Genomic DNA, 21,319 nt, shown 5'->3' with positions numbered 1-21,319 from the left:
CTTTTTTTGAGCACTGACTGACCAGTTACGCACAAATAGTTGAGTTATGATAAAGATATCAAACAAGGAGGTGCAAGATGCACGCATGGGAAGCAATTGACGAATCGTTAACGTACATTGAGGAACATTTATCTGAAGACATTGAAACGAAGGTTTTAGCAGACAGAGTTTTTCTTTCCACTTTTTACTTTCAGCGCTTATTTAAACGACTGGTGAAAAAATCGGTTCACGAATATATTAAACTACGCCGATTGGCAAAAGCTGTGGAAAAATTAAACCAGACAGAGGAACGAATCATCGATATTGCCTTTGAGTTAGGTTTTTCAGATCATTCCAATTTCACTAGGGCCTTTAAAGAAGTCTATCACCTGACACCTGAGGACTATCGAAAAACTAAACCATTGATGAATGTTATCAAGAAACCGAACATTTCAGCCAATTATTCATTGATGGAAGAAAACGTGCCACTTATTATAGGGAATATGATTCTTGAGATCAGTCAAAAAGAGGCTGAACCAGAAGTTTACATTGGCGTGGAAGGGGAGATTATCAAAGTTCAACAAGTGCCAGTAGGAGAACAAACAGGCATTGATCGACCAGGAGAACTTTGGCAAACCTTTCACAGTGAAAAACATCAGCTAGGCCAACCAATCCAAGTCGAGATGGGAATGTCCTTTGATTTTCAACCCAATCAGGAAACTTTTACTTATTTTACTGGGGGACTCATTGAAAACCCTGATCTTGAGGTGGAAGGGATGGTAAAAAAAACAGTTCCTAGTGGTAACTATCTAGTTTGTAAAATTGAGGCAGAGACGAAAGAAGAGCTGGTAACTGTCGGCCTTGATCAAGCCTATCACTATCTTTTCGGCGTTTGGTTGCCTAAACACAATCAAACCACAGCAGCTTTTTCTGTGGAGAAGTATTTGGCTTATGATGGTATTTGTTGTATGGAGTTGTGGTTGAAGTTGTTATAGTATACGCTAAATTCAGTGGAACTGTCTCTCCTGATTATTTTAGGGGAGGCAGATAGAATTCAGAAGAAACTATCTTGGTTGTGTTTGATTGTAAGTCTGCTGACCTTGTATTGATGTGCCAATCAATACGGGGTTCTTTTTCGTGTGATTCGACTCATTATCCCCATGATACTTGCTGAATGATGACAATAATTTTCCCACATTTCAACTCATCCACTTTTTCTAGCCGTTCCTTGATGTGCCCCCTTTATGTCAAATTTTCTGACCTGTACCGAAATAATCGACTAGTGTCATAGTGGTAGCTGTTCTTTTATTAAAGAAAGTAAAAACATCGCGTTAAATAATCATCTGACATCAGTAGCAGTTTAAATATCCTAAAATGATAACCGACCGTCTTCCTTATTCCCCTTTAAAACATACGTATCTTCCTGGCAACAATACTTTTTACTCCAAGTCAAGGGGAGCCTAGTCACTCGGTAACCATCTATTTTACTCAATTGAACGGTACTCTCTCACAGTGTAATCAGTTTAGTTACTAAAAACATCTGCTATAGGTGACGGTTAAATTTCAGAAGTAAGTAATTTAATTTTGTATGAGGAAGACACCAGAGAAAGAAAAATTAAAAAACGGTTAGAAAGTAATTGTTTTTATTATGTTATTTTATATGTCGATAATAACTTGATCACTGATAGTGGTAGCGTTTTCTTTATTTAGTGGTTTTCGGATAGAATTACAATGGAAATAAACAATAATTCACCAATTATAACAATCCTCAACAAGAAAGCGCTTTCTAAAAATGTTGATTATAACATTGAAAGTTTTCATTTTGGGGGAATATAGAAAAAATTTTGTCCGTTTTTCACAAAAATGTCTATAAAAGCTTGGTGTTATTCGGTTTTTATTTGTGAAATATCCTGTTGACAACTTCTTTCGATGTGATAATATGAACGTGAAAAGAAAGCGTTTTCCAAATTTGAGTTTAATCCTATTTTGAATTTACATTATGTTTTCAGTAAAAGTATTTATTTGAAAAGAAAAAACTAAAGGAGATATTTTTGAGGGATCGCTTTTATTTTTTTAAATAAACGTTATTTGAAGGAGGTGGAAATAGTTTGTATTTTGGTTTTACATGAGTAGTTCAGGCATAGCTAAAGAATTATGAGTAGAAATTATGTGATTTTATTTTTATTTTGAAAAGTGGGGGAGTTTGATATAGCGCGTGTTGTCGATGTAAAAAATGAAAGGAGTGATTTGTTTGTCGATTATGCTACCTTCAGCTAAAAGAAAAAAAGAGGGTGATGAGCAACCTGGTATAAAAATGGGGATGTTTAATCTTAGAATCCCATTTGTTCACGCCCCTTTTGAAGTGCCAGAAGCAATTCAAGCCTTGGTGGTATTTGTAGTGGGAGTGTCTGCTATTGCTTATATGGAGGATATTTTTGGTCTTCCTTTCGCAGTAGCGCTAGCTGTTGTTTGTGTTCATGAAACTTTGGAAGTGTTTTATGGGATGCTTGGGGAGCCGACCATTAGCGGCTGGATAACACCGGCGATTCCATTGATTACGACTTGGATTTTAGGTTTTGGTACGATGCAAGATAAGATCCAAGCTTTAGTATCTTTACAAGTAATTCTAGGATTGTTTTTCATTATTTTTGGTTTGACAGGGATTGCAACAAAGCTGGTGACATGGGTACCAACATCGATTAAGGCAGGGATATTAATCGGAGCAGGTGTTTCCGCAATAACTGGAAAATATGGGTTTATGTCCTTGGATAAGGGAGGATCTGGTATCTTTAAATACCCTATTTCATGGACGGTAGGAATATTAGTTGCGCTCTTTTTATTGTATTCGACAGGCTTCAACAAAATTAAACTAGATAAGGATAACGGTTTAATCAAGTTATTGGCCAAAGCAGGCTTTGTACCAGCTCTATTTATTGCCTATTTAGTGGGTGTGATTGTTGGAGAACTCCCCTTACCAGTCTTTGATTTAAGTCAAGGAATATTTTTTAACCCAATACCTGGTCTTAAAGAAGGGTTCAACACCTTTAGCTTATTTGCTTTTGGTATTCCACCGATGAGGATTATTCTGAGTGCCTTACCAGTGGCCTTTATCACGTACATTATTTCTTTTGGGAATATCGTCGTGGCGACGGAGTTGAACACAGAAGCTGGTGAAGCACGGCCAGATGAAAAAGTCGATGTTAATCCAGATCGTGCCAATATTTTAACTGGAGCACGTAATATCATTCAAGGTGTGTTTGCACCTAATGTGGTGATGTCGGGACCATTATGGACAGCCATGCAAGTAACCACAGTCGAACGGTATAAACAGGGCAAAAAAAGTATGTATTCGCTGTTTGGCGGCGTAATTTCTTTTGACTTAGCGAAGATGGTTGCCACCTTTACCTTACCGTTAGTGGCTTTGATCAATCCAATTTTACCCCTAGGGATGAGCTTAACTCTGATGATCCAAGCGTTTGCTTGTTTTAATATTGGATTTGGCATGACTAAAACAACGGTTCAAAAAGGCGTGGCAGGAGTGACTGGCGCAATTATGTCTGTGACGGAACCACATATCGGTTTGTTAGCCGGAATTGTCATCTCAGTTATTGTGGAATTTTTGTTCTCTGGTGGACGAAACTTGGAAGAGCAAGTCAAAGAGGAAAAGGAAGACATTAAGGAAATCGTGGCTGAGGCAGAGGAACAAGCAAAGGTGTGATTAATCGTAAATGAAAGCTAGGTGACAGTCAATTGACACTGTTAAAAAGTTCTCGGAGAATGGTGGTTTTGTTGCTGGCTGTGATGCTGGTGTTGCTTATGACTATTTTTCAAATGTTTCGCTCAGTGAACAAGAGTGTGGCTATCGTTGAAGCGACTAACAGAAGCCCGGAGCAAACGGCTCTTTTAGTTGGCAAATCTAGTCGTAAATTGTCTTTTGTTTTAACTAGTTATCCTGAGATGGAGCAACCTGTCATAAATGAGAAAGTGATAGTTGTGCTACCCAATAAAGCGGGTGAAAAGAATCAGCGAATTAGCGGCACAGTTGTCGCAAATGAGTCAGTGCCCCCGCTGAGTTTGATTAAATTGGACAAGAAAGTCAGGCAACATCGGGCACTTCAGTTTAAAACGGAACAAAATGGAATGGATCTAAAGGGGGATGTTTTAGTACGAAATGATTCAGGTAAGCGATTGAGTGATTATGAGATAGTAGCTCAGAAGGAGGGGGGAACTGGGGGAACGCCGATATTGACGGAAAAAGAAGAGGTGATAGGTTTATACGCTGCTGACAAAACCATTATTTCAGCTAAAGAAGCAGTGAGCTTTTTAAGTAAACAGAAGGTGACCGTTCATACAGATGGAAGTAACAAACAGGAACTACTTGTAAGTACCTTTGCTGCTCTTAATGTTGTTGTTTTGTATGTCTTGTTACTGTATTGGCGTCGGAAAAAAAGTTAAACATCGTTGTTGCTACAGATAGCTTAGTCCTTTTTAAGTATGTGGGAACTGCATAGCAATAATGCTGGTATAGGTTGGTTAAATAAGTTATAAAGGAGAGGGAAAGTGATGATGAATGAGGACACAGCTGTTCAATTAGAAGTGATGAAATTGGTTGAGAAGGGGCGATCGGCTCAAGAAAAATTTGAAAAGTGGTCTCAAGAGCGAGTTGATGAAGCAGTAAAAGTCATTGGTAAAGCTGTTTATGACGCAGCAGAATCATTGTCAGAATTAGCAGTTAAAGAAACTCAAATGGGCATCTACGAAGATAAGATTGTCAAAAATCAAGGAAAGTCGAAAGCTGTTTGGAATAAGATAAAACATGAAAAGAGTCGTCATATTATTCGCCATATTGAAGGGGAAGGCTTGATTGAAATTGCCAAGCCAATTGGGGTTATCGGTGCCGTCACCCCAACAACTAATCCCACGATGACGCCGATGCAAAATGCTATGATTGCGTTAAAGGGTGGGAATGCGTTGATCGTCTCGCCTCATCCTAGAGGGAAAGAGTCGGGGCGTCAAACAGTTAAGGTTATGAGAGAGGCTCTGAAAAAAATTGGGGCACCAGAAGATTTGATTCAGATTATTGACAATCCCACTTTGGAACATACTCAAGCGGTTATGGGAATGTGTGATGCAACTATTGCGACAGGCGGACCAGCCATGGTCAAGGCGGCCTATTCTTCTGGTAAACCGTCCTTTGGTGTCGGTGCTGGAAATGTTCAATGTGTGGTAGATGATGATGTGATGGTCGAAGATTATATCGACATGGTAGTAGCCGGTCGGACATATGATAATGGGATTTTATGTACCTGTGAACAAACGTTAATTTATCCCCACCGAGATGATTTGAATGTTGAATCAGCCTTAACAGCTCGTGGTGGTTACCCGATTAAATCAGAGGAAAAAGCGATGTTTCGAAACAGATTATTTCCCGAAGGTCGGATTAACCCAGAGGTAGTGGGGAAATCAGCCTATCAAATTGGGAAATTGTTGGGAATTGACATCCCGAAAAATGCTAAGTTTATTTTCGTTAAAATCGATGCCTTTGGTGCAGCGGAATTATTTACAAAAGAGAAATTATGTCCAGTATTATCGATCATCAGCTATCAAAATTGGGGAGAAGCGCTAAACATTGCTAAGACCAATTTATTGTTTGAGGGAGCAGGGCATTCGGCTGTGATTCATTCACATAATCAAGACCATATTGAAGAGTTAGGCAATTTGCTTCCAGTTTCTCGTTTAGTGGTCAACCAACAAGGATCTTCCGGTTTAGGGGGAGCGATGAATAATGGTCTTAATCCGACTGGGACCTTAGGTTGTGGGAGTTGGGGAAACAATAGCATTAGTGAGAATTTATGGTGGACTCATTTGGTTAATATCAGCCGGATTGCAGCCGTTATTCCAGATCGGGTGATTCCAAGTGACGCGGAGATTTGGCGTTAATAATTAAGGGTGCAAGTAACGAGAGGATTTCTTGAAAAAGTGGTGGTCAATAGAGGAGGATGAAAATGATTACAAATTTTGACGAGATGGTGATCGCCGCCAAACGTCCAGTTAAGCCGAAAATTGCCGTAGCTGTGGCTCAGGACAGAAAAGTATTAGCAGCAGTTAAGTTGGCAGATGACATTGGCTTAGCTAGTTCAATTTTAATTGGCGACCAAAAAAAAATTGAAGAATTGGCAAAAGTAGTCGGCTTGAATTTAAAAAGGCATGAAATGATCAACTGTGAAAACAACAGAGAATCTTGCCAGAAAGCCGTGGATTTGATTAATAGTGGCCAGGCAGATTTACCTATGAAGGGCATCGTTGAAACCTCTGTCATGTTAAAGGCGGTGTTGGATAAGGAACGAGGCTTACGAAGTGGGACGTTGCTCAGTCATGTTGGAGTCTTTGTTTTAGAACGATTCCCGCGCTTACTGATTCTGAGTGATTCTGCGATGACTATTTTGCCTAATGTGGAAGAAAAGGCTGTGATTATTGAAAATGCCCTTGAGGTTGCCTTAGCATTGGGAATTAATCAGCCGAAAATTACCCTGGTCTGTGCGACAGAAACCGTCAATCCTAAAATGCCAGCCACAGTTGAGGCCGCTGAGTTAGTCCGAATGAACCGGGAGCAGCAGCGCTTCTCCCCCGGGGTGTTGGCAGGGCCTTTAGGGTTGGATAACGCCATTTCTGAAGAAGCCGCCAGAGTGAAGGGAATCACAGACCCCATAGCTGGTCAGGCCGATATTCTTATCATGCCTAATATTGAAGCGGGCAATATTCTTAATAAGTCTTTGGAATATTTTGCTCAAGCAGAAAAATCTGGCGTGATTATGGGGGCGCGAGAACCGATTATCTTAACTTCACGAGCTAGCTCTGACTTAGCCAAACTGCAGTCAATGGCATTAGCTCTATTGATTCAACAAAATCAGAAAGCGAGGAAATAGCATGGCCGATTTTTATCGTTTTTTAATCATTAATCCCGGCTCTACCTCTACCAAAATAGCTGTTTTTCAAAATGAACAGGAAGTGTTTACAGAGAGTTTGACCCACTCACCAGATGATATTCGCCGTTTTGACACTATTTATGACCAACTCGATTTCAGATATGACTTAATCCGAGAGCTATTAGTAACCAAGCAGATTGAGTTGAATACCTTTGACGGGGTAATTGCTCGAGGTGGTAATATGAAACCCGTTGTGGGGGGGACCTATGAAGTTAATCAAGCCATGTTGGCAGACTTAAAAGTTGGTGTCATGGGGGAGCATGCATCGAATTTGGGAGGTCCTTTGGCTCATGCATTTGCCGTGGCTATTGGTGTCAAAGCTTATGTGGTTGATCCCGTTGTTGTAGATGAACTAGAACCAGTAGCGCGCTTTTCAGGAACACCTTTGATCCAACGAAAGTCAAAAGATCATCCTTTAAATCAACGGGCAGTTGGCCGGATGGCGGCCCAACAGGCGGGGAAACGATACGAAGAAATGAATTATGTGATCGCCCATTTAGGAGGAGGAATTTCAGTTGGTGCTCACCGGCGCGGGCGATTGATCGATGTGAACAATGCTCTGAATGGTGACGGCCCTTTTTCACCAGAGCGTACAGGTGGTTTACCTTTTGGCTCGGTCATCGATCTTTGCTTTTCAGGAGAGTACAGTAAAGATGAGTTGCTTAAGAAATTAATTGGTCATGGTGGCTTAGTCGCTTACTTAGGAACCAATGATGGTCGTAAAATTGGACAAATGATTCGAGAAGGTAGCCAGCAAGCTAAATTAGTTTATCAAGCGATGGGGTATCAAATTGCCAAAGAAATTGGGGCGATGTGTGTCGTCTTAAAAGGCCAAGTAGATGGCATTTTACTGACAGGCGGTTTGGCTCATGACAAGCTTTTAATGGCCTGGTTAAAAGAATATGTCAACTTTTTAGCCCCAATTCAGATTTTTCCAGGGGAAGAAGAGATGAAAGCTCTGGCTTTAGGTGTAATTCGTGTGTTAAAAGGTGAAGAAGCGATTCAGTATTACCCAAATGAATCAAAAATTTTGGAGGGATTATCATGAAATTAAGTGATAGTAACAAGACGAGTGCAGAAATTAAAGCATTGACGAATAAATACATGATTGAAACGTATGAGCGGTATGATTTTATTGCGGAACGGGCTGAAGGTGTTTATCTATATGATGAGAATGGCGAGGGCTACTTGGATTTTTATGGAGGTGTGGCGGTTAACAGTGCCGGGAATCGCAATCCCAAAGTAGTTGCTGCCATTAAGAATCAAGTAGATGATATTATCCACACCTTTAATTATCCGTACACGATTCCGCAAGCCCTATTAGCAGAAAGAATTTGCCAAGCGATTGACATGGATAAGATATTTTATCAAAACTCTGGTACTGAGGCTAATGAAGCGATGATTAAGCTGGCACGAAAATACGGTGTTGATCATTATGGTCCGAATCGCTATGAAATTATTACAGCTTTCGATAGTTTTCACGGTCGAACCTATGGGGCCATGTCAGCGACTGGTCAGACCGATAACGTGATCCAAATGGGATTTAAGCCGATGGTTCCAGGCTTCTCCTACGCTAAGTTTAATGATTTAGACTCTTTTAAAGAGCTGGTTACGGACAACACGATTGCGATCATGGTTGAGCCGATTCAAGGAGAGGGTGGCGTAATTCCGGCAACACCTGAATTTTTAAAAGGGCTTCGTGATTTATGCGATGAAAAGGGACTGTTATTACTATTCGATGAAATACAAACCGGTTGGGGCCGCACAGGAAGTGTGATGGCGTTTCAAAACTATGATGTTAAACCTGACATCATTTCAATGGCCAAGGCCATGGGGGGAGGAATGCCGATTGGTGCGATTTGTACAACGGATAAATACGCGGCAACCTTTTCAGCAGGCACACATGGGTCAACTTATGGTGGAAATCCAGTCGCGTGTGCAGCTGCTTATGCGCAAATAGGTGAGTTGCTAGAGCGAGATTTGGCAGGAAACGCCAAACAAATAGGTCAGTACTTTATGGAACAACTTGCCACATTACCAGATGTTAAGGAAGTTCGCGGTAAGGGGCTATTAGTTGCCGTAGAATTTAATGAAGTTAATGCCGTCGAAATCAAGCGTGGAGCCGTTGCCCAAAAACTCTTAACAACAGCTATTGGCTCTCATACCATTCGTATGGTGCCGCCACTAATTGTTACTGAGAAGGAATGTGACATGGCGATTAATATTTTACGTCAAGTAGTGGAAAGCTTGATCAAGTGATCGGAGAAGAAGAGGGGGAAGAGAATGATTTTAGATGTTGATAAATTTATGGCTGAGGTAATGAGGAAAGATCCATTAGAAAAGGAATACCATCAATCTGTGAGAGAAGTGATGATGTCAATTGCCCCATTTGTAGAAAAGAATCCACAATACGCTGAAAATAAATTATTAGAGCGGATGATTGAGCCAGAGCGAATCATCACGTTTAGAGTGCCTTGGATCGATGATCGAGGAGCTGTTCAAGTGAATCGTGGCTGGCGAATTCAGTTTAATAGTGCGATTGGTCCGTTTAAAGGAGGCATCCGTTTTGCACCAGATGTTACCTTGGATACAATAAAGTTTTTAGGGTTTGAAATGATTTTTAAAAACAGCTTAACCTCCTTGCCTTTGGGGGCTGCCAAAGGGGGAGCAGACTTTGATGGTGTTGGAAAATCTGATAGTGAGGTTATGCGTTTTTGCCAATCATACATTAACGAATTACACCGTCATATAGGACCAAATACAGATATTCCGGCTGGTGATATTGGCGTGGGCCATCGAGAAATTGGCTACATGTATGGTCAATATAAACGAATCATGGATGAATTTAGTGGCGTTTTCACTGGTAAAAAAATCGGTTGGGGAGGTAGTTTAATTCGACCAGAAGCGACGGGTTATGGTGTAGCTTACTTTGTTCAGTGTATGTTGGCCAGAAAAAATCAAGTCTTAGCTGGTAAAAGAGTATCGGTATCGGGGTATGGGAATGTCGGGTCATATTTAATTGAGAAATTAGATGAGTTAGGGGCAAAAGTAGTGACAGCAGCTGATCCATACGGTTATATCTACGATGAAGAGGGAATCAGTGGAGAAAAACTTGACTATATTAAAGACCTTTGGACCGTGTACCGTCGACCGATCAAAGATTATGCAGATAAGTATGGCGTAACTTATGTTGAAGGCAAGCGCCCGTGGGAAGTGCCTGTGGACATTGCCATTCCTTCCTCTCGTCAAAATGAACTGGACGAATCAGACGCGAAGACCTTGATAAAAAATGGTGTCATCTGTGTCTGCGAGGCGGCTAATATGCCATCAACGGAGGGAGCTATGCACCTTTTTACTGAAAATAAATTATTGTTTGCTCCTGGAAAAGCGGCTAATGCTGGCGGCGTGGCAGTATCTGGCCTAGAGATGGCACAAAATGCCATGCATTATAGTTGGACGTCTGAAGAAGTGGACGAGAAGCTTCATGGCTTTATGGAAAATATCCACCAAACCTGTTTGGACTATGGGACGGAAGAAGATGGGTATGTCAATTATGTTAATGGAGCAAATATTGGTGGGTTTGTCAAAGTTGCAGATGCTATGATTGATTTAGGGGTTATCTAATTAAATTAACTAAGGGACCGTCAGAAAATTCGCAAGCTGAATATCTGACAGTCCTTTTTTTCCAGAATAAATGCAGATATAGTTCCAGTTAAATAATCTTTACGCAAAGCTTCGATCTCAACAAATTCTAAGTGAAAGCGATCAATCCAGTGGAACTATCTCGTCAGATTATTTTTGGGAGGTCTATCGCTTAAGTATGTTAGTAGAAAAATGGTTAATATTATTGAGTTGGAGCTTACAAACTAAAAGAGCAACTATCAGATACCATCGCTGTCCAAAGAGGGGCTTTTCACCATGACTAATTGATGTTGAAGCGCATTAGTCAGCAGCAGGCGTTATTTCATAAACGATTGAAGAAAGTCGATCGACTGTTGACAATACTATAAGCCCTTGTTCATTTTTTTTGTTCCTCTTGATAGTTTTCAATCGCTCTCATTAATTTTCTGGCTTCTCGATAACTCGTGAAATAGACAAAAGCAAATTGCATTGAGTAAAATGCAGCAGCTAAGCCAATGGCGGTTAAAATTTCCAACGGTTTTGTTAAGTGATTTAATCCCATGGAAACGAAGAGGACCAAGGAACAAATAAATACGAAAAAAATAATGCCTCGTAAAACGACCTCTTTGTTCTCATACTCCTTATCTTGATTAAGCAATGTATTTTGAACAACGGATGCCAACAGAAAAACAACAAAAATTTCTAAAAGAACAATCAGTGGCACATTACTATCGCTGTGCCCGTTGATAATAAAGTAGGCCACAATACCTATCAAAGCCAGAGCGACACTGTCTAAATAAGCATTCCAAACCTTTATTAAAAAATTCAGCATTTCTCACCAACTCTTTCTAATTTAGTATTTCAATGATTTTTCGCGCGTATTTGCGTGAAATTTCGACTTTCTCAAAATCACCGACCCTTGCAATAAATTTTTGATTGCCAAGAGGCTTGATGCTTTTCACTTTGTTGATATTAAGCAGGGTGGTTCTAGATACTCGGAAAAAACCATAGTGATAAAGTTCTTTTTCAAGATCTTCCAGCGATTTTTTTAGCTCATAAACAGTATCAGAAGTGTAGACGAATATTTTTCTGTCCACTACTTCTATATAGAGTATTTCCGATTTGTTTATGAGAACGGCTTCTTTATCTGCATAGACTTTGAGGTTATCGTCCACAGACTTGATTGCCAAAACAACGCGTTTGATTTTTTCATTTTGTTTAAAGCACTTAATATTGATGGTTTCTTTAGCTGCACGAGGGTCTTCCTTTACAAATATATCCATGCTGTTTCTCCTTTCAAACCGATCTATATACATCCCGTAAAATAATCCGAACATATAGTTCCATTGGATTATCAACATAATGACGAGCAGAAAGTGGTGCTTTCAGCTTCTTTTTAGCTGGAAGTTTAACGATTGATCGTCATTATTTAATAGGAGCTATATATCCTAATTATATACCATTAAAATATGAGGTAAACAGTTTGTCATGTATTCTGTGTACCTAAATAAGCATTCTAAAGACCATGATATTTCTTTTTCCTTTAATTCTTGTTAATCTGAAATTGTTCAAATCACAAAAAAATTTGAACGGAGCGACTTACAGGGAACATTTAGAAATGTTATTAGTGGATTGATTGTTGAGATGCATATGGTGTTGGTATTATCTGTCAAATTAAAAGAAAAAAATCAATTAAACGATGAACTACAAGCAGATTGAGAATTAAACATAAAGGAGAGTAAACGAATGTGGCGTGCGTATAAGTTATTTTGGCTAAATTATGCCAATTTTAAAGGAAGAACAACGAGAAAAGAGTATTGGTTAGCAATTTTACTAAAAACAATCGTGGATATTCTTGTTATATTGCCGATGCTGGCCATTATATTGTGGAAGTCCTATGACCCAGATGGCGAATTTTATGTAAAGTTAACATTGTTCTTTATTAATTGCTACCTCTTAATCATCCTGATCCCAAACCTTTCCATAAGTGTCAGACGGTTAGCAGATGCTGATTTGCCGAGATGGCTGATCTTCATTAGGCTGATCCCATTTGTTGGTGATATGATACTAACGGTTCTGCATTGTCTTCCGACACGTGGAGTGCTAGAAAAAGTAACAGGGGCAAGTGATCATTCATTTAGGTTAACGGATAACGAAGAGGAACAACTGAATAAAAGAGAGGTAACTGGGCCAGATGGTAGATTTTATATCATAAAAGAAAAAAAATCATTCTATAAGAGATGGTGGTTTTGGGTGTTAGCCATCCTTATGTTGATAAATGGTCTCTATATGTTGTTCCGACCTGTTGGCAATTCGGCAAAAAAATCAGTGACATCTCCGGCCTCTACAAGCATTTCGGCTGATCTAGAGACAAAAGAATCAACAACGACTGCCACAGTCGAGGAAGAAATGACTAATCTATCATCGGCTGATTTTGTGAAAGACGCCAAAAAAGTGCTGACGGAGTTTGACTATAATTGGCAAGCGAATTGGGTAAAAGGTTGGGCTGATGGCATGACAGAAACCTCTATTCGTAGTTCAATGGTTACTGGCATTTTTGATTATCAACGTCAGCTGTTTTTTCTAAATGATGATCGTTTTGTAGGAGAGGCGAATAAAGAAACTTTTGCAAAAAAAATGAAAGAATCGATTAATTATCGGATAACGGCTATGGAGTACGTGATAGATGATATCGATACTGGTAAATTCGACCCAAGCTCATTAGTACCAGCTGTGGAAAACATTGCCAAATTATCTGATAGTTCTTTGGAGGAAGCTTTGAAAGTAGCTATTGAAGCAGGATATGTCTATGAGTGAAGTCAGAGGTGATCGAGAAGAAGTAGTAATATATAGTTCCCATTAAATAATCATCCTTTCCCGTTAAACTTTCAGCCAGAAAAAAGCTGAAAGTACCACTCTTTGCGGATGATTATGCGAATTATCCAATGGAACTATCTGTTTGATTATTTAACAGGATGTATCTAGTTTATTTTTATTGTGTGAAAGTCAGGAGTGCTACATGTTGCTCTATATATTATTGATATTAGTCTTTGGCTACTGTTTAGTTAGTGGTGCAACGTTATTCTATTTTTTTGAAAAAACTAACAATGGAGGTTGACATGATTCCTTATATATTACTGATACTCACCTTTGTTATAATTTTATTCGGCAATGTGGGGGGGCACTATGTCATCGAGAAAGGGGTCAAAATAGGAAAGATCTCTATTCGAATGAAAAAGTTACTTTATTGGATGCTTTACACTGTGCTGACTTTGTTTACTGCAGGAATGCTGGCTGTTTTGGAGTTTTTTGAGCCTTTTGGGCCTTCAAGTAGCAGATCAATGCCGAAAAAGACCAGCCATGAAATAGATGGTCGGAAGATTGGAATAACAATTGTAATGGTGCTTTTCATTTATATACTGAATGCGTATTTTGAAAATAAGGCAAAGAAGGAAAATGAAAAATGATTATTGTACTAAAGAAAACCCTGACGACTCGCCAGGAGTCTACAAGTTGAAGACCCCGTTTTTACCTTCTTGGAGATCCTTACTATTGATGAATCTCTGACATGTAATGTTATTAATGAGGTAGAATCATAGTGAAAAGAGCAGGCATTCAGTGGTTAAAACTTACGCTAAACAGAGCTTACTAAAACCAAAGGATCCAGTTAATAGAAGGACTACTCGCTTCTGATTTAAGGGAACATACTGATTTACAGACTGCTTTTTTATGGTTGATAGCTAATTGGCAAATCAATTAATAATTACGCTGTGCTATCACTAGTATAGCGTTATTTGTGTTTCAAATTTACCCTTATTTTCATACCCTTAACTAGCATTATTAGAAAAGCTCCTGTAAACTAAAAAGAAACTAAGGGATGTTTGCGTTAGAAGGGGGAAAGCAAATGACATTACAAGAGGCTTGGGATAAGTACCGCAGTCAAACAACATTGAACTATGAAGACATTGCACCTTATATCGAACATCAAGGGCAAGTATTACGATTCGAATCAGGACAAACCATGGTGGAAAGAGGGGATTTTCCGGCATATGTCTATTTTATGCTAGATGGCATCGCCATTGGTCAGCGACACTATGAAGATGGCAATGAATACCGCTATTTTCAAGTGGATCAAAAAAATGGCAATCTAGGTTTATTGGAAATATTAGGGCGCAAAGAACGTTATGTGGCAACCATTACCTGCCTCACAGATGTGAAAGTTGTCAAAGTACCATCGGCCCTCGTCTACGAAGTGATTATGACTCATTTGGAATTAATTAGAAAAAGTACTTTTTTGCTGGCTGATGACTTGTATCAACGTTCTGGCAACGATGGCATTTATTATTTTTATTCAGGAATCGATCGAGTTCGTTTGTTTATCATTACTTATTATGATCAGCACTGGCATCCGCGCACTAAAACAACCTTGGTCGTTCAAATGAGCTATGAGGAAATTGCCAATCAAGTAGGCCTCAGTGTCAGAACGGTGGGACGAAGTATCAAGAAGCTAAAGGAAAGTGATGAAGTTCTGGTGAAAGGGAAACAATTGGTAGTCTCTAGGGAGCACTATGCTAAAATGAAAAAACGATTGATTATATAAACTAAGGGATAGTTGTCACTAGGTTAGAATACGGACATCTGTCCTTTTCTTTGTGTCTGAAATGCTTTTATAATGAGTGCTAACAAGCTTGTTAATTGAAATGAAAGCGATTCATGAATAGGAGGTTCATTAGATGAAAAGAGGAATAAAATACGACTTTCCTTTGATTGCTTTATTGTTAATCCCAGTCGGGGTCTCATTGAATGTGGTAGGGTATCAGTTATCATCTATTTTAAAATTGCCAGTCTTTATTGACATGATTGGCACGATCATGGTCTCGATGATAGCGGGACCTTGGATTGGTGCACTGACAGGGTTATTAGGCAATGTTGTCAGTGGCATGCTTAATCCGATTGCCATTGCTTATGGCGTGGTGTCCATGGGAGTGGGCTTTATTTCAGGCTATCTTTCCAAAGGGAAATTTTATACCAATCTGGTGGGAGTCGTCATCGGCTGCGCTATTTTATCAGTCGTCTCTGCTGCCATGGCGGCCGTTGTGACCGTCTTTATGTTTGGAGGCGTTACGGGAGCGGGAACGGATTTAATCACAGCCACCTTTTTGGCTGCGGGCAAAGAACTGTGGAACTCGGTCATGTCCACCAACCTGATTTCTGGAACGATTAACACCATTATTAATTTTGCCATTAGTTGGGTGATTGTCAGACGAATTCCCGATCGTTTCTTAGTGAAATTAAACTATGGCGCACCTTATGTTAAGAAGGGAGTGCTGACTCATGGAAACTAGGATTGGCAGGTTATACCCATCAACGAAGTTTTTCTGTCTACTAGTAATCGTTTTAACCTGTATGTTTTCATCAGGATACGCCCTTCAATATGGGGTATTGCCACTGATAATCGGCTTAAGTTTTATCTCAAAGACCGCAGGAAACTTTATCTCAGTCTTTCTGAAATCGATTTTGATCATTGTGCTGTTTATCTTTGTGATACAAGTGTTGATCGTGAAAAATGAAGATTCTCAGTCTTGGTGGTGGATTTTTAGTTATTCAGAAAGTGGCTTTCAAAATAGCCTTTTGATGACGTCAAAAATTGTCGGCATCAGTTCGGCGATTATTTACTTTTTCCAGGTGACCAGCACTAAAGACATTAATTATGCTTTGGAAAAATCAGGAGTTCCCAAGAAGGTGACCTTTGTCGTGGCGTCAACCATTCAGTTAGTTCCTCAGATGTCCATGCTTTCGCAAACCATTACCGACGCGCAGAAGTCGCGGGGCGTGGAGATGGAAGGGTCACTGCTGATTAGAATCAAATCATTTGTTCCTATGATTGGGCCTTTGGTGCTATCATCGATTCAACAAACGGAAGAAAAAGTGTTGACCTTGGAATCACGCGCCTTTTCTTCAAAAAAGCAAAAGACATCCATTTATGAATTAACAAAAACTAAGGCCGACTACTTAGTCCTAGGGGGCTGTTTGCTGATAGTGGTCGCGCTGATAGGCTGGAGGTTTGTTAAATGAGTTTGACATTACGAAATATCACCTATACTTACCCCTTAGAGACGGAACCAGTTATTAAAGACCTTTCTGTCGAAATAGAATCAGGTAAGGTTTACGGCTTAATCGGAAATAATGAATCAGGAAAAACAACTTTGTGTAATATTATGCGTGGCTTTATTCCCAGTATTTATCAAGGAGATATACAGGGAGAGGTGATCATCAACGGTCAAGCCATCGAAGCGTATGAGGCAGGCGAGCTAGCCTCAGTTGTAGGCTACTCCTTTCAAAATCCTTTTACCCAAATGTCGGGAGTCAAGGAGACGGTCTACGAAGAAATCGCCTACGGCATGGAAAACTTAGGGGTTCCTCGTCAGCAGATGATTCAAAAAGTCGCGGAATTAATCCAGCTGTTTAAGCTGACAGACTTGCAGAACAAACATCCCTTTGAGCTTTCTGGAGGTCAAAAGCAGCGAGTCGCTTTGGCCTCGATTGTCGCCTTAGACCCTGAAATTATGATTTTAGACGAACCGACTTCTCAGTTAGACCCCCAGAGTACCGAAGAAATTTTTGAGATTGTTCAACTGTTAAAAAAACAAGGCAAAACCATTATCTTAGTGGAACATAAAGTTGATTTATTGGCAGAATATTGTGATGCTATCCTTTTGCTAGAAGGAGGCAAGCTGGCCTTGGCGGGGACCGTTAAAGAGGTCCTGACTAATCCGGAAGTGTTGAAACTAGGTGGGCAACTACCTCAGGTCACTCAGTTCTTTTTAAAAGCTGTCGCTGAAAATAAAGTGAAGATCGACCGACTGCCTTTAACCTTGACAGAAGCTTACGGTTTATTACAGGAGGTGGACTAAATGAGTTACTTGGAATTAGCTAATGTTTCTTACACCTATCCCAACGGTTTTGAAGCCGTTAGGGATGTGAGTTTAAAGGTTGAGCTAGGTGAGTCAGTGGCGATTATTGGGCAAAACGGTGCTGGTAAAACGACGACGGTTAAACTGATGAACGGTTTATTAAAACCCACGCAGGGAGAAGTCCTTGTTGAAGGACGATCCGCGAAAGGGGCGACGACAGCCGAAATCTCTCGCAGTGTCGGCTATGTCTTTCAGAACCCTGATGATCAGATTTTTCAAGAGACGATCTATAAAGAAATCGCCTATGGATTAGTCAGTCAAAAACTGACTAAAGAGCTAATCCAACAGCGAGTTGTTGAAGTAGCCGCACTTTGTGGGTTGGCAGAGTCCTTGAAAGAGCACCCTTATAACTTACCTTATTCCAAACGGAAATTTGTAACAATTGCCGCTGTGATCGCCATGGATCCTCAGGTGATCATCTTAGATGAACCTACGGCCGGCCAAGATCGTCAGTCGACAGAATTGTTAGGACAGATTATCGATCAGTTGGCCCAGAAGGGGAAAAGTGTCATTACGATCACCCACGATATGGAATTTGTTGCCAGTCAGTTTAAACGAGTGATTGTCTTTGCTAATAAGGCCAAACGAAAAGACGGCTCTCCTGAACAAATTTTCTGGGATGAGCAGCTATTGAAACTGGCGAATTTAAAACAACCCTATATCTGCCAGTTAGCAAAACTATTAGGTAAAACAGGTGTCATGACGATCGAGGAGTTGTTGGAAAGGAGCTTTAAATGATCCCTATTTTAATTGATTGTGATCCAGGGCATGATGATGCTTTGGCGATATTAACGGCGATTGCTCATCAAGAGCAGCTGGAAATTCTCGGTATTACAACCATCGGTGGCAACCAAACCTTGGAAAAAGTCACCCAAAATGCCAAAAATATTTTGGCCTTTGTTAAGTCAGAGATCCCTCTAGCCTCAGGTCAAGGGGGACCTTTAATCAAAAAACTCGAACCTACAGACGAAGCCCACGGTAAAAGTGGTATGGATGGCCCTTATTTCGCTGGTGAGGATTATCCCCTTGTCTCGGACAATGCTGTAACATTTCTGGCTGAGCAGCTTTTGGCAGCTAGTCAACCGGTGATGATCGTTGCCTTAGGTCCTTTGACGAACATTGCGTTATTGCTTAAAACCTATCCCGAATTAACGACAAAAATAGCCGGAATTAGTCTCATGGGTGGCGGTATCAGTCATGGCAATGTGACAGCCCTAGCGGAATTTAATAGTTATGTGGATCCAGAAGCGGCGTCGATCGTCTTTAACTCTGGTTTACCGATCATTATGTCGGGACTTGACGTTACCGAAAAAGCTGAAATTCTTTTAAGCGAAATTAATGAATTGCAGCACAAGGGACCAGTTAGCCATTTAGCTTATGAACTACTGCATTTTTATCATCAGTCAGGCCAGCAATTCGGCTTTATTAATAGCCCTATCCATGATTTATGCGCTGTTGCATACTTATTGGAGCCTGATATGTTTAGTGGAACCTACTATTTTGTAGACGTTGAGACAAATGAAGGGCTCAGCCGTGGGCAAACCTTTGCGGATAAACGTTTGGTAACCGACAAGGAGAAAAATACGCTAGTGTTAGAAACGGTTTGCCGTGAACGGTTTGCTAACCTGCTGATTCAGGCTTTAGCGAAACTAGATGAAAGGTGGGAAAACAATGAGTGAAGTGGTTGTACTAGGCAGCCTTAATCTGGACATTGTTGTCGCAAGTCCACGGTTTCCTAAAGCAGGGGAAACGATTATGGGGCAGGACTTAGCGTATTTTGTCGGTGGCAAAGGGGCCAACCAAGCCGTTGCCGCTGCCCGACAAGGGATTTCGACAATATTATTAGGAAAAGTGGGCCACGATCACGCTGACCAAATTCTGACAACATTGGCCAAGGAGCATTTGGATCTGAGTCACATCCACGTAGAGCCTGATTATCCCACAGGAACGGCCATCATCACTCAAGCCCATGATGATAATACGATTATTGTGGTCCCAGGTGCGAATTCTCAGTGTGATGTTTCCTATGTTAACAATCAGCAAGGGCTGTTAACAGCAACAAAAGTCCTTCTTGGACAGCTGGAAATCCCCATCGAAGCCCTTAAAACCGCCTTTCGCTTAACGAAAGCCGCTCAAGGTTTGACGATCCTCAATCCAGCACCTTACCGAAAAGAGGTGTTGGAATTATTAGCCGATGTGGATTACCTGACGCCAAATGAAACGGAATTTGCTGAGCTGGTGGCTCATTTTCGGGAACCAGGAGACGTTGAAACGGATTTACTTTTTCTCTCAGACCTATTAACCACACAATTAATCGTTACAAGAGGCGCCTTGGGCGTTTCACTAGTGGTTAACCAGCAAGTTAAAACCATTCCTGCCCATAAAGTCACCGTTCAGGACACGACAGGAGCTGGGGATACCTTTAATGGGATTTTAGCTGCTTATTTGGCTCAAGGGGCAGACCTTTTGGAAGCTGTCGAACTGGCGGCCATCGGAGCTTCCTTATCGGTCGAAAAGCTGGGAGCTCAAGTAGGTATGCCTACTAAGGAACTGCTTGATAGCGCCAGAAAAAACGGGAAATAGCTCTTCCTTATGATTGTCATTTTTCACACTTAAGACCACCTAAAAGTTAGCATTTGGCACTAACTTTTAGGTGGTCTTTTCTGATAAAAAAACTTAATTAATTATGAGGTAGGTTCAGTTTCCGTTTTTTTCAAAGACACTTCCACCTTATTTCGTGTCCCCCAGCCCGTTACCTGCCACATCATAAAGAAGCTGTAATAGGAAAGTAAGGTACAGAGATAGATGTTTAACATAGTAGAGAACGACACCCGGATCAGAAAGCGCCAAACCGGTAAGTAGGCATGACCATCAGCTTGTTTAATGCCCAGTAACCGAATCGACCGCATCACACCTAAGCCAATCATATAAAGCAAAATTACCCAAGGAAAGGCGCCATTCTTAAGTGGCGTGATGATCAAAATAACTGGAAAAACGACGGCATAAAGGACTTGTGAAATATACTGGGCCACAATAATCCACCAGATCATGTAGCGAGGGCTGTGCTGTCTGACAAGAAACATCCCTCCCCACCAAAAACTTTTCCACCAGCGAACCCGTTGGCGAGTTAAATGACTGAGGTTTTCCGGCATCAACGTGTAACCGATAGAGCTTTCTTGGTAAACCGTTTTGCCCATAAGAGCGGCATAATGGGTCAACATCCGGTCATCGCCAAACATGGCCCGCTGTCCGAAGACGATTTGATTCAGGTAGTGATCGAGATGAGCTTTAATCACACTGGCTCGGTAAGTAGCCAAGCCACCACAACTGACTGAAACAGAGTTGAACCACGAAGCACAAGCACGACCATTTGTAAAAGAAGTAGGAAAGCTCACGCTTAGTAACTTGGACAAGGGTTTATCCACATTCATAGATAACAACAGCCCCGCCACTGACATGACTTGCTCATCGGCAAAGGGAATCAGGCTTTCTTCAATGGCACGTTTATCGAGAACCGTGTCGCTGTCAATTGTTAAAAATAAATCTGTCCGATCTTGATAGTCTCGAAAAGCATGACTTTGCGCCACCCGCTTACCAGCATTGGGGACATATTTGTAGAGCACCTTAAAAGGCACCGTCGTTCGCCATTCATGAACCAATTCAGTCATCGCATAATCAGGTTTTGAGCCATCTTCAATAATGTAAACCACATCTGGCAAGTGGGTTTGTTGGGCAATGCTGGCCAGCGTTCGGGAAAAA

General features: G+C 40.7%; 20 protein-coding genes. 17 read left to right on the top strand and 3 right to left on the bottom strand.

Translation table 11 applies throughout. The features are described from left to right. Positions 1–77 precede the first annotated feature (77 nt). The 8 genes from I6N95_RS25895 to gdhA all read left to right on the top strand — a co-directional run bounded on the left by I6N95_RS25895 (position 78) and on the right by gdhA (position 10,589). A complete protein-coding gene (locus I6N95_RS25895) occupies positions 78–974 on the top strand; it encodes an AraC family transcriptional regulator (RefSeq protein WP_209532931.1) in 897 nt (298 codons plus the stop codon). A gap of 1,256 nt (positions 975–2,230) precedes the next feature. Continuing rightward, entirely contained in the window at positions 2,231–3,697 is a 1,467-nt protein-coding gene (locus I6N95_RS25890; RefSeq protein WP_209532930.1) for a hypothetical protein, read from the top strand. A 32-nt stretch (positions 3,698–3,729) separates the two neighbouring features. Further along, the gene (locus I6N95_RS25885; RefSeq protein ID WP_209532928.1) at positions 3,730–4,434 is read left to right on the top strand and encodes a hypothetical protein; all 705 of its coding nucleotides are present in this window, start codon (positions 3,730–3,732) and stop codon (positions 4,432–4,434) included. A gap of 108 nt (positions 4,435–4,542) precedes the next feature. Then, the gene (locus tag I6N95_RS25880) at positions 4,543–5,919 is read left to right on the top strand and encodes an aldehyde dehydrogenase family protein (RefSeq protein ID WP_245249888.1); all 1,377 of its coding nucleotides are present in this window, start codon (positions 4,543–4,545) and stop codon (positions 5,917–5,919) included. Positions 5,920–5,984: 65 nt separating this feature from the next. Beyond that, positions 5,985–6,905 (top strand): bifunctional enoyl-CoA hydratase/phosphate acetyltransferase, encoded by a 921-nt coding sequence (locus I6N95_RS25875; protein WP_209532927.1) that lies wholly within the window; start codon positions 5,985–5,987, stop codon positions 6,903–6,905. Position 6,906: 1 nt separating this feature from the next. Beyond that, positions 6,907–8,013 (top strand): butyrate kinase, encoded by a 1,107-nt coding sequence (buk, locus tag I6N95_RS25870; protein WP_209532926.1) that lies wholly within the window; start codon positions 6,907–6,909, stop codon positions 8,011–8,013. After that, positions 8,010–9,224 (top strand): aspartate aminotransferase family protein, encoded by a 1,215-nt coding sequence (locus I6N95_RS25865; protein WP_209532925.1) that lies wholly within the window; start codon positions 8,010–8,012, stop codon positions 9,222–9,224. Before buk ends, I6N95_RS25865 begins: the two co-directional genes overlap by 4 nt. A 24-nt stretch (positions 9,225–9,248) precedes the next feature. Continuing rightward, positions 9,249–10,589: an NADP-specific glutamate dehydrogenase gene (gene gdhA / locus I6N95_RS25860; RefSeq protein ID WP_209532924.1), complete on the top strand. Its 1,341-nt coding sequence runs from the start codon at positions 9,249–9,251 to the stop codon at positions 10,587–10,589. Positions 10,590–10,983: 394 nt separating this feature from the next. Here the strand turns inward: gdhA and I6N95_RS25855 are convergent, their stop codons facing one another. Then, positions 10,984–11,418 carry a hypothetical protein gene (locus I6N95_RS25855; RefSeq protein WP_209532923.1) on the bottom strand — a complete coding sequence of 145 codons (435 nt, stop codon included), beginning with the start codon at positions 11,416–11,418 and terminating at the stop codon, positions 10,984–10,986. Between the two features lie 16 nt (positions 11,419–11,434). Further along, positions 11,435–11,869, bottom strand: coding sequence for a LytTR family DNA-binding domain-containing protein (locus I6N95_RS25850; protein ID WP_209532922.1), 435 nt, complete (start codon positions 11,867–11,869; stop codon positions 11,435–11,437). Between the two features lie 463 nt (positions 11,870–12,332). Between I6N95_RS25850 and I6N95_RS25845 the strand changes: the two genes are divergently transcribed. The 9 genes from I6N95_RS25845 to I6N95_RS25805 all read left to right on the top strand — a co-directional run bounded on the left by I6N95_RS25845 (position 12,333) and on the right by I6N95_RS25805 (position 20,143). After that, on the top strand, positions 12,333–13,403 hold the full coding sequence (locus tag I6N95_RS25845; protein WP_209532920.1) for a DUF805 domain-containing protein: 1,071 nt from the start codon (positions 12,333–12,335) through the stop codon (positions 13,401–13,403). Positions 13,404–13,705: 302 nt separating this feature from the next. Continuing rightward, positions 13,706–14,053 carry a hypothetical protein gene (locus I6N95_RS25840; RefSeq protein WP_209532919.1) on the top strand — a complete coding sequence of 116 codons (348 nt, stop codon included), beginning with the start codon at positions 13,706–13,708 and terminating at the stop codon, positions 14,051–14,053. Positions 14,054–14,490: 437 nt separating this feature from the next. Beyond that, positions 14,491–15,186: a Crp/Fnr family transcriptional regulator gene (locus tag I6N95_RS25835; protein WP_209532917.1), complete on the top strand. Its 696-nt coding sequence runs from the start codon at positions 14,491–14,493 to the stop codon at positions 15,184–15,186. A 133-nt stretch (positions 15,187–15,319) separates the two neighbouring features. Beyond that, on the top strand, positions 15,320–15,931 hold the full coding sequence (locus I6N95_RS25830; protein ID WP_209532915.1) for an ECF transporter S component: 612 nt from the start codon (positions 15,320–15,322) through the stop codon (positions 15,929–15,931). Then, on the top strand, positions 15,921–16,661 hold the full coding sequence (locus tag I6N95_RS25825) for an energy-coupling factor transporter transmembrane component T (RefSeq protein ID WP_209532913.1): 741 nt from the start codon (positions 15,921–15,923) through the stop codon (positions 16,659–16,661). The genes I6N95_RS25830 and I6N95_RS25825 overlap by 11 nt, the downstream gene beginning before the upstream one ends. Next, positions 16,658–17,500, top strand: a complete 843-nt coding sequence (locus tag I6N95_RS25820; protein WP_209532911.1) for an energy-coupling factor ABC transporter ATP-binding protein — start codon at positions 16,658–16,660, stop codon at positions 17,498–17,500. Before I6N95_RS25825 ends, I6N95_RS25820 begins: the two co-directional genes overlap by 4 nt. Continuing rightward, entirely contained in the window at positions 17,501–18,298 is a 798-nt protein-coding gene (locus I6N95_RS25815) for an energy-coupling factor ABC transporter ATP-binding protein (protein WP_209532909.1), read from the top strand. Further along, on the top strand, positions 18,295–19,239 hold the full coding sequence (locus tag I6N95_RS25810; protein WP_209532908.1) for a nucleoside hydrolase: 945 nt from the start codon (positions 18,295–18,297) through the stop codon (positions 19,237–19,239). Before I6N95_RS25815 ends, I6N95_RS25810 begins: the two co-directional genes overlap by 4 nt. Then, complete coding sequence (locus I6N95_RS25805) at positions 19,232–20,143, top strand: ribokinase (protein ID WP_209532907.1); 912 nt, start codon at positions 19,232–19,234, stop codon at positions 20,141–20,143. Before I6N95_RS25810 ends, I6N95_RS25805 begins: the two co-directional genes overlap by 8 nt. A gap of 101 nt (positions 20,144–20,244) precedes the next feature. Here the strand turns inward: I6N95_RS25805 and I6N95_RS25800 are convergent. After that, positions 20,245–21,319: glycosyltransferase (locus I6N95_RS25800; protein ID WP_209532906.1), on the bottom strand; the 1,075-nt coding region annotated here is incomplete at its 5' end.

Origin of the sequence: Vagococcus allomyrinae (assembly GCF_017829975.1) — a bacterium.
GTDB classification, from domain to species: domain Bacteria; phylum Bacillota; class Bacilli; order Lactobacillales; family Vagococcaceae; genus Vagococcus_D; species Vagococcus_D allomyrinae.
This window is presented reverse-complemented; position numbering and strand designations above follow the sequence as displayed.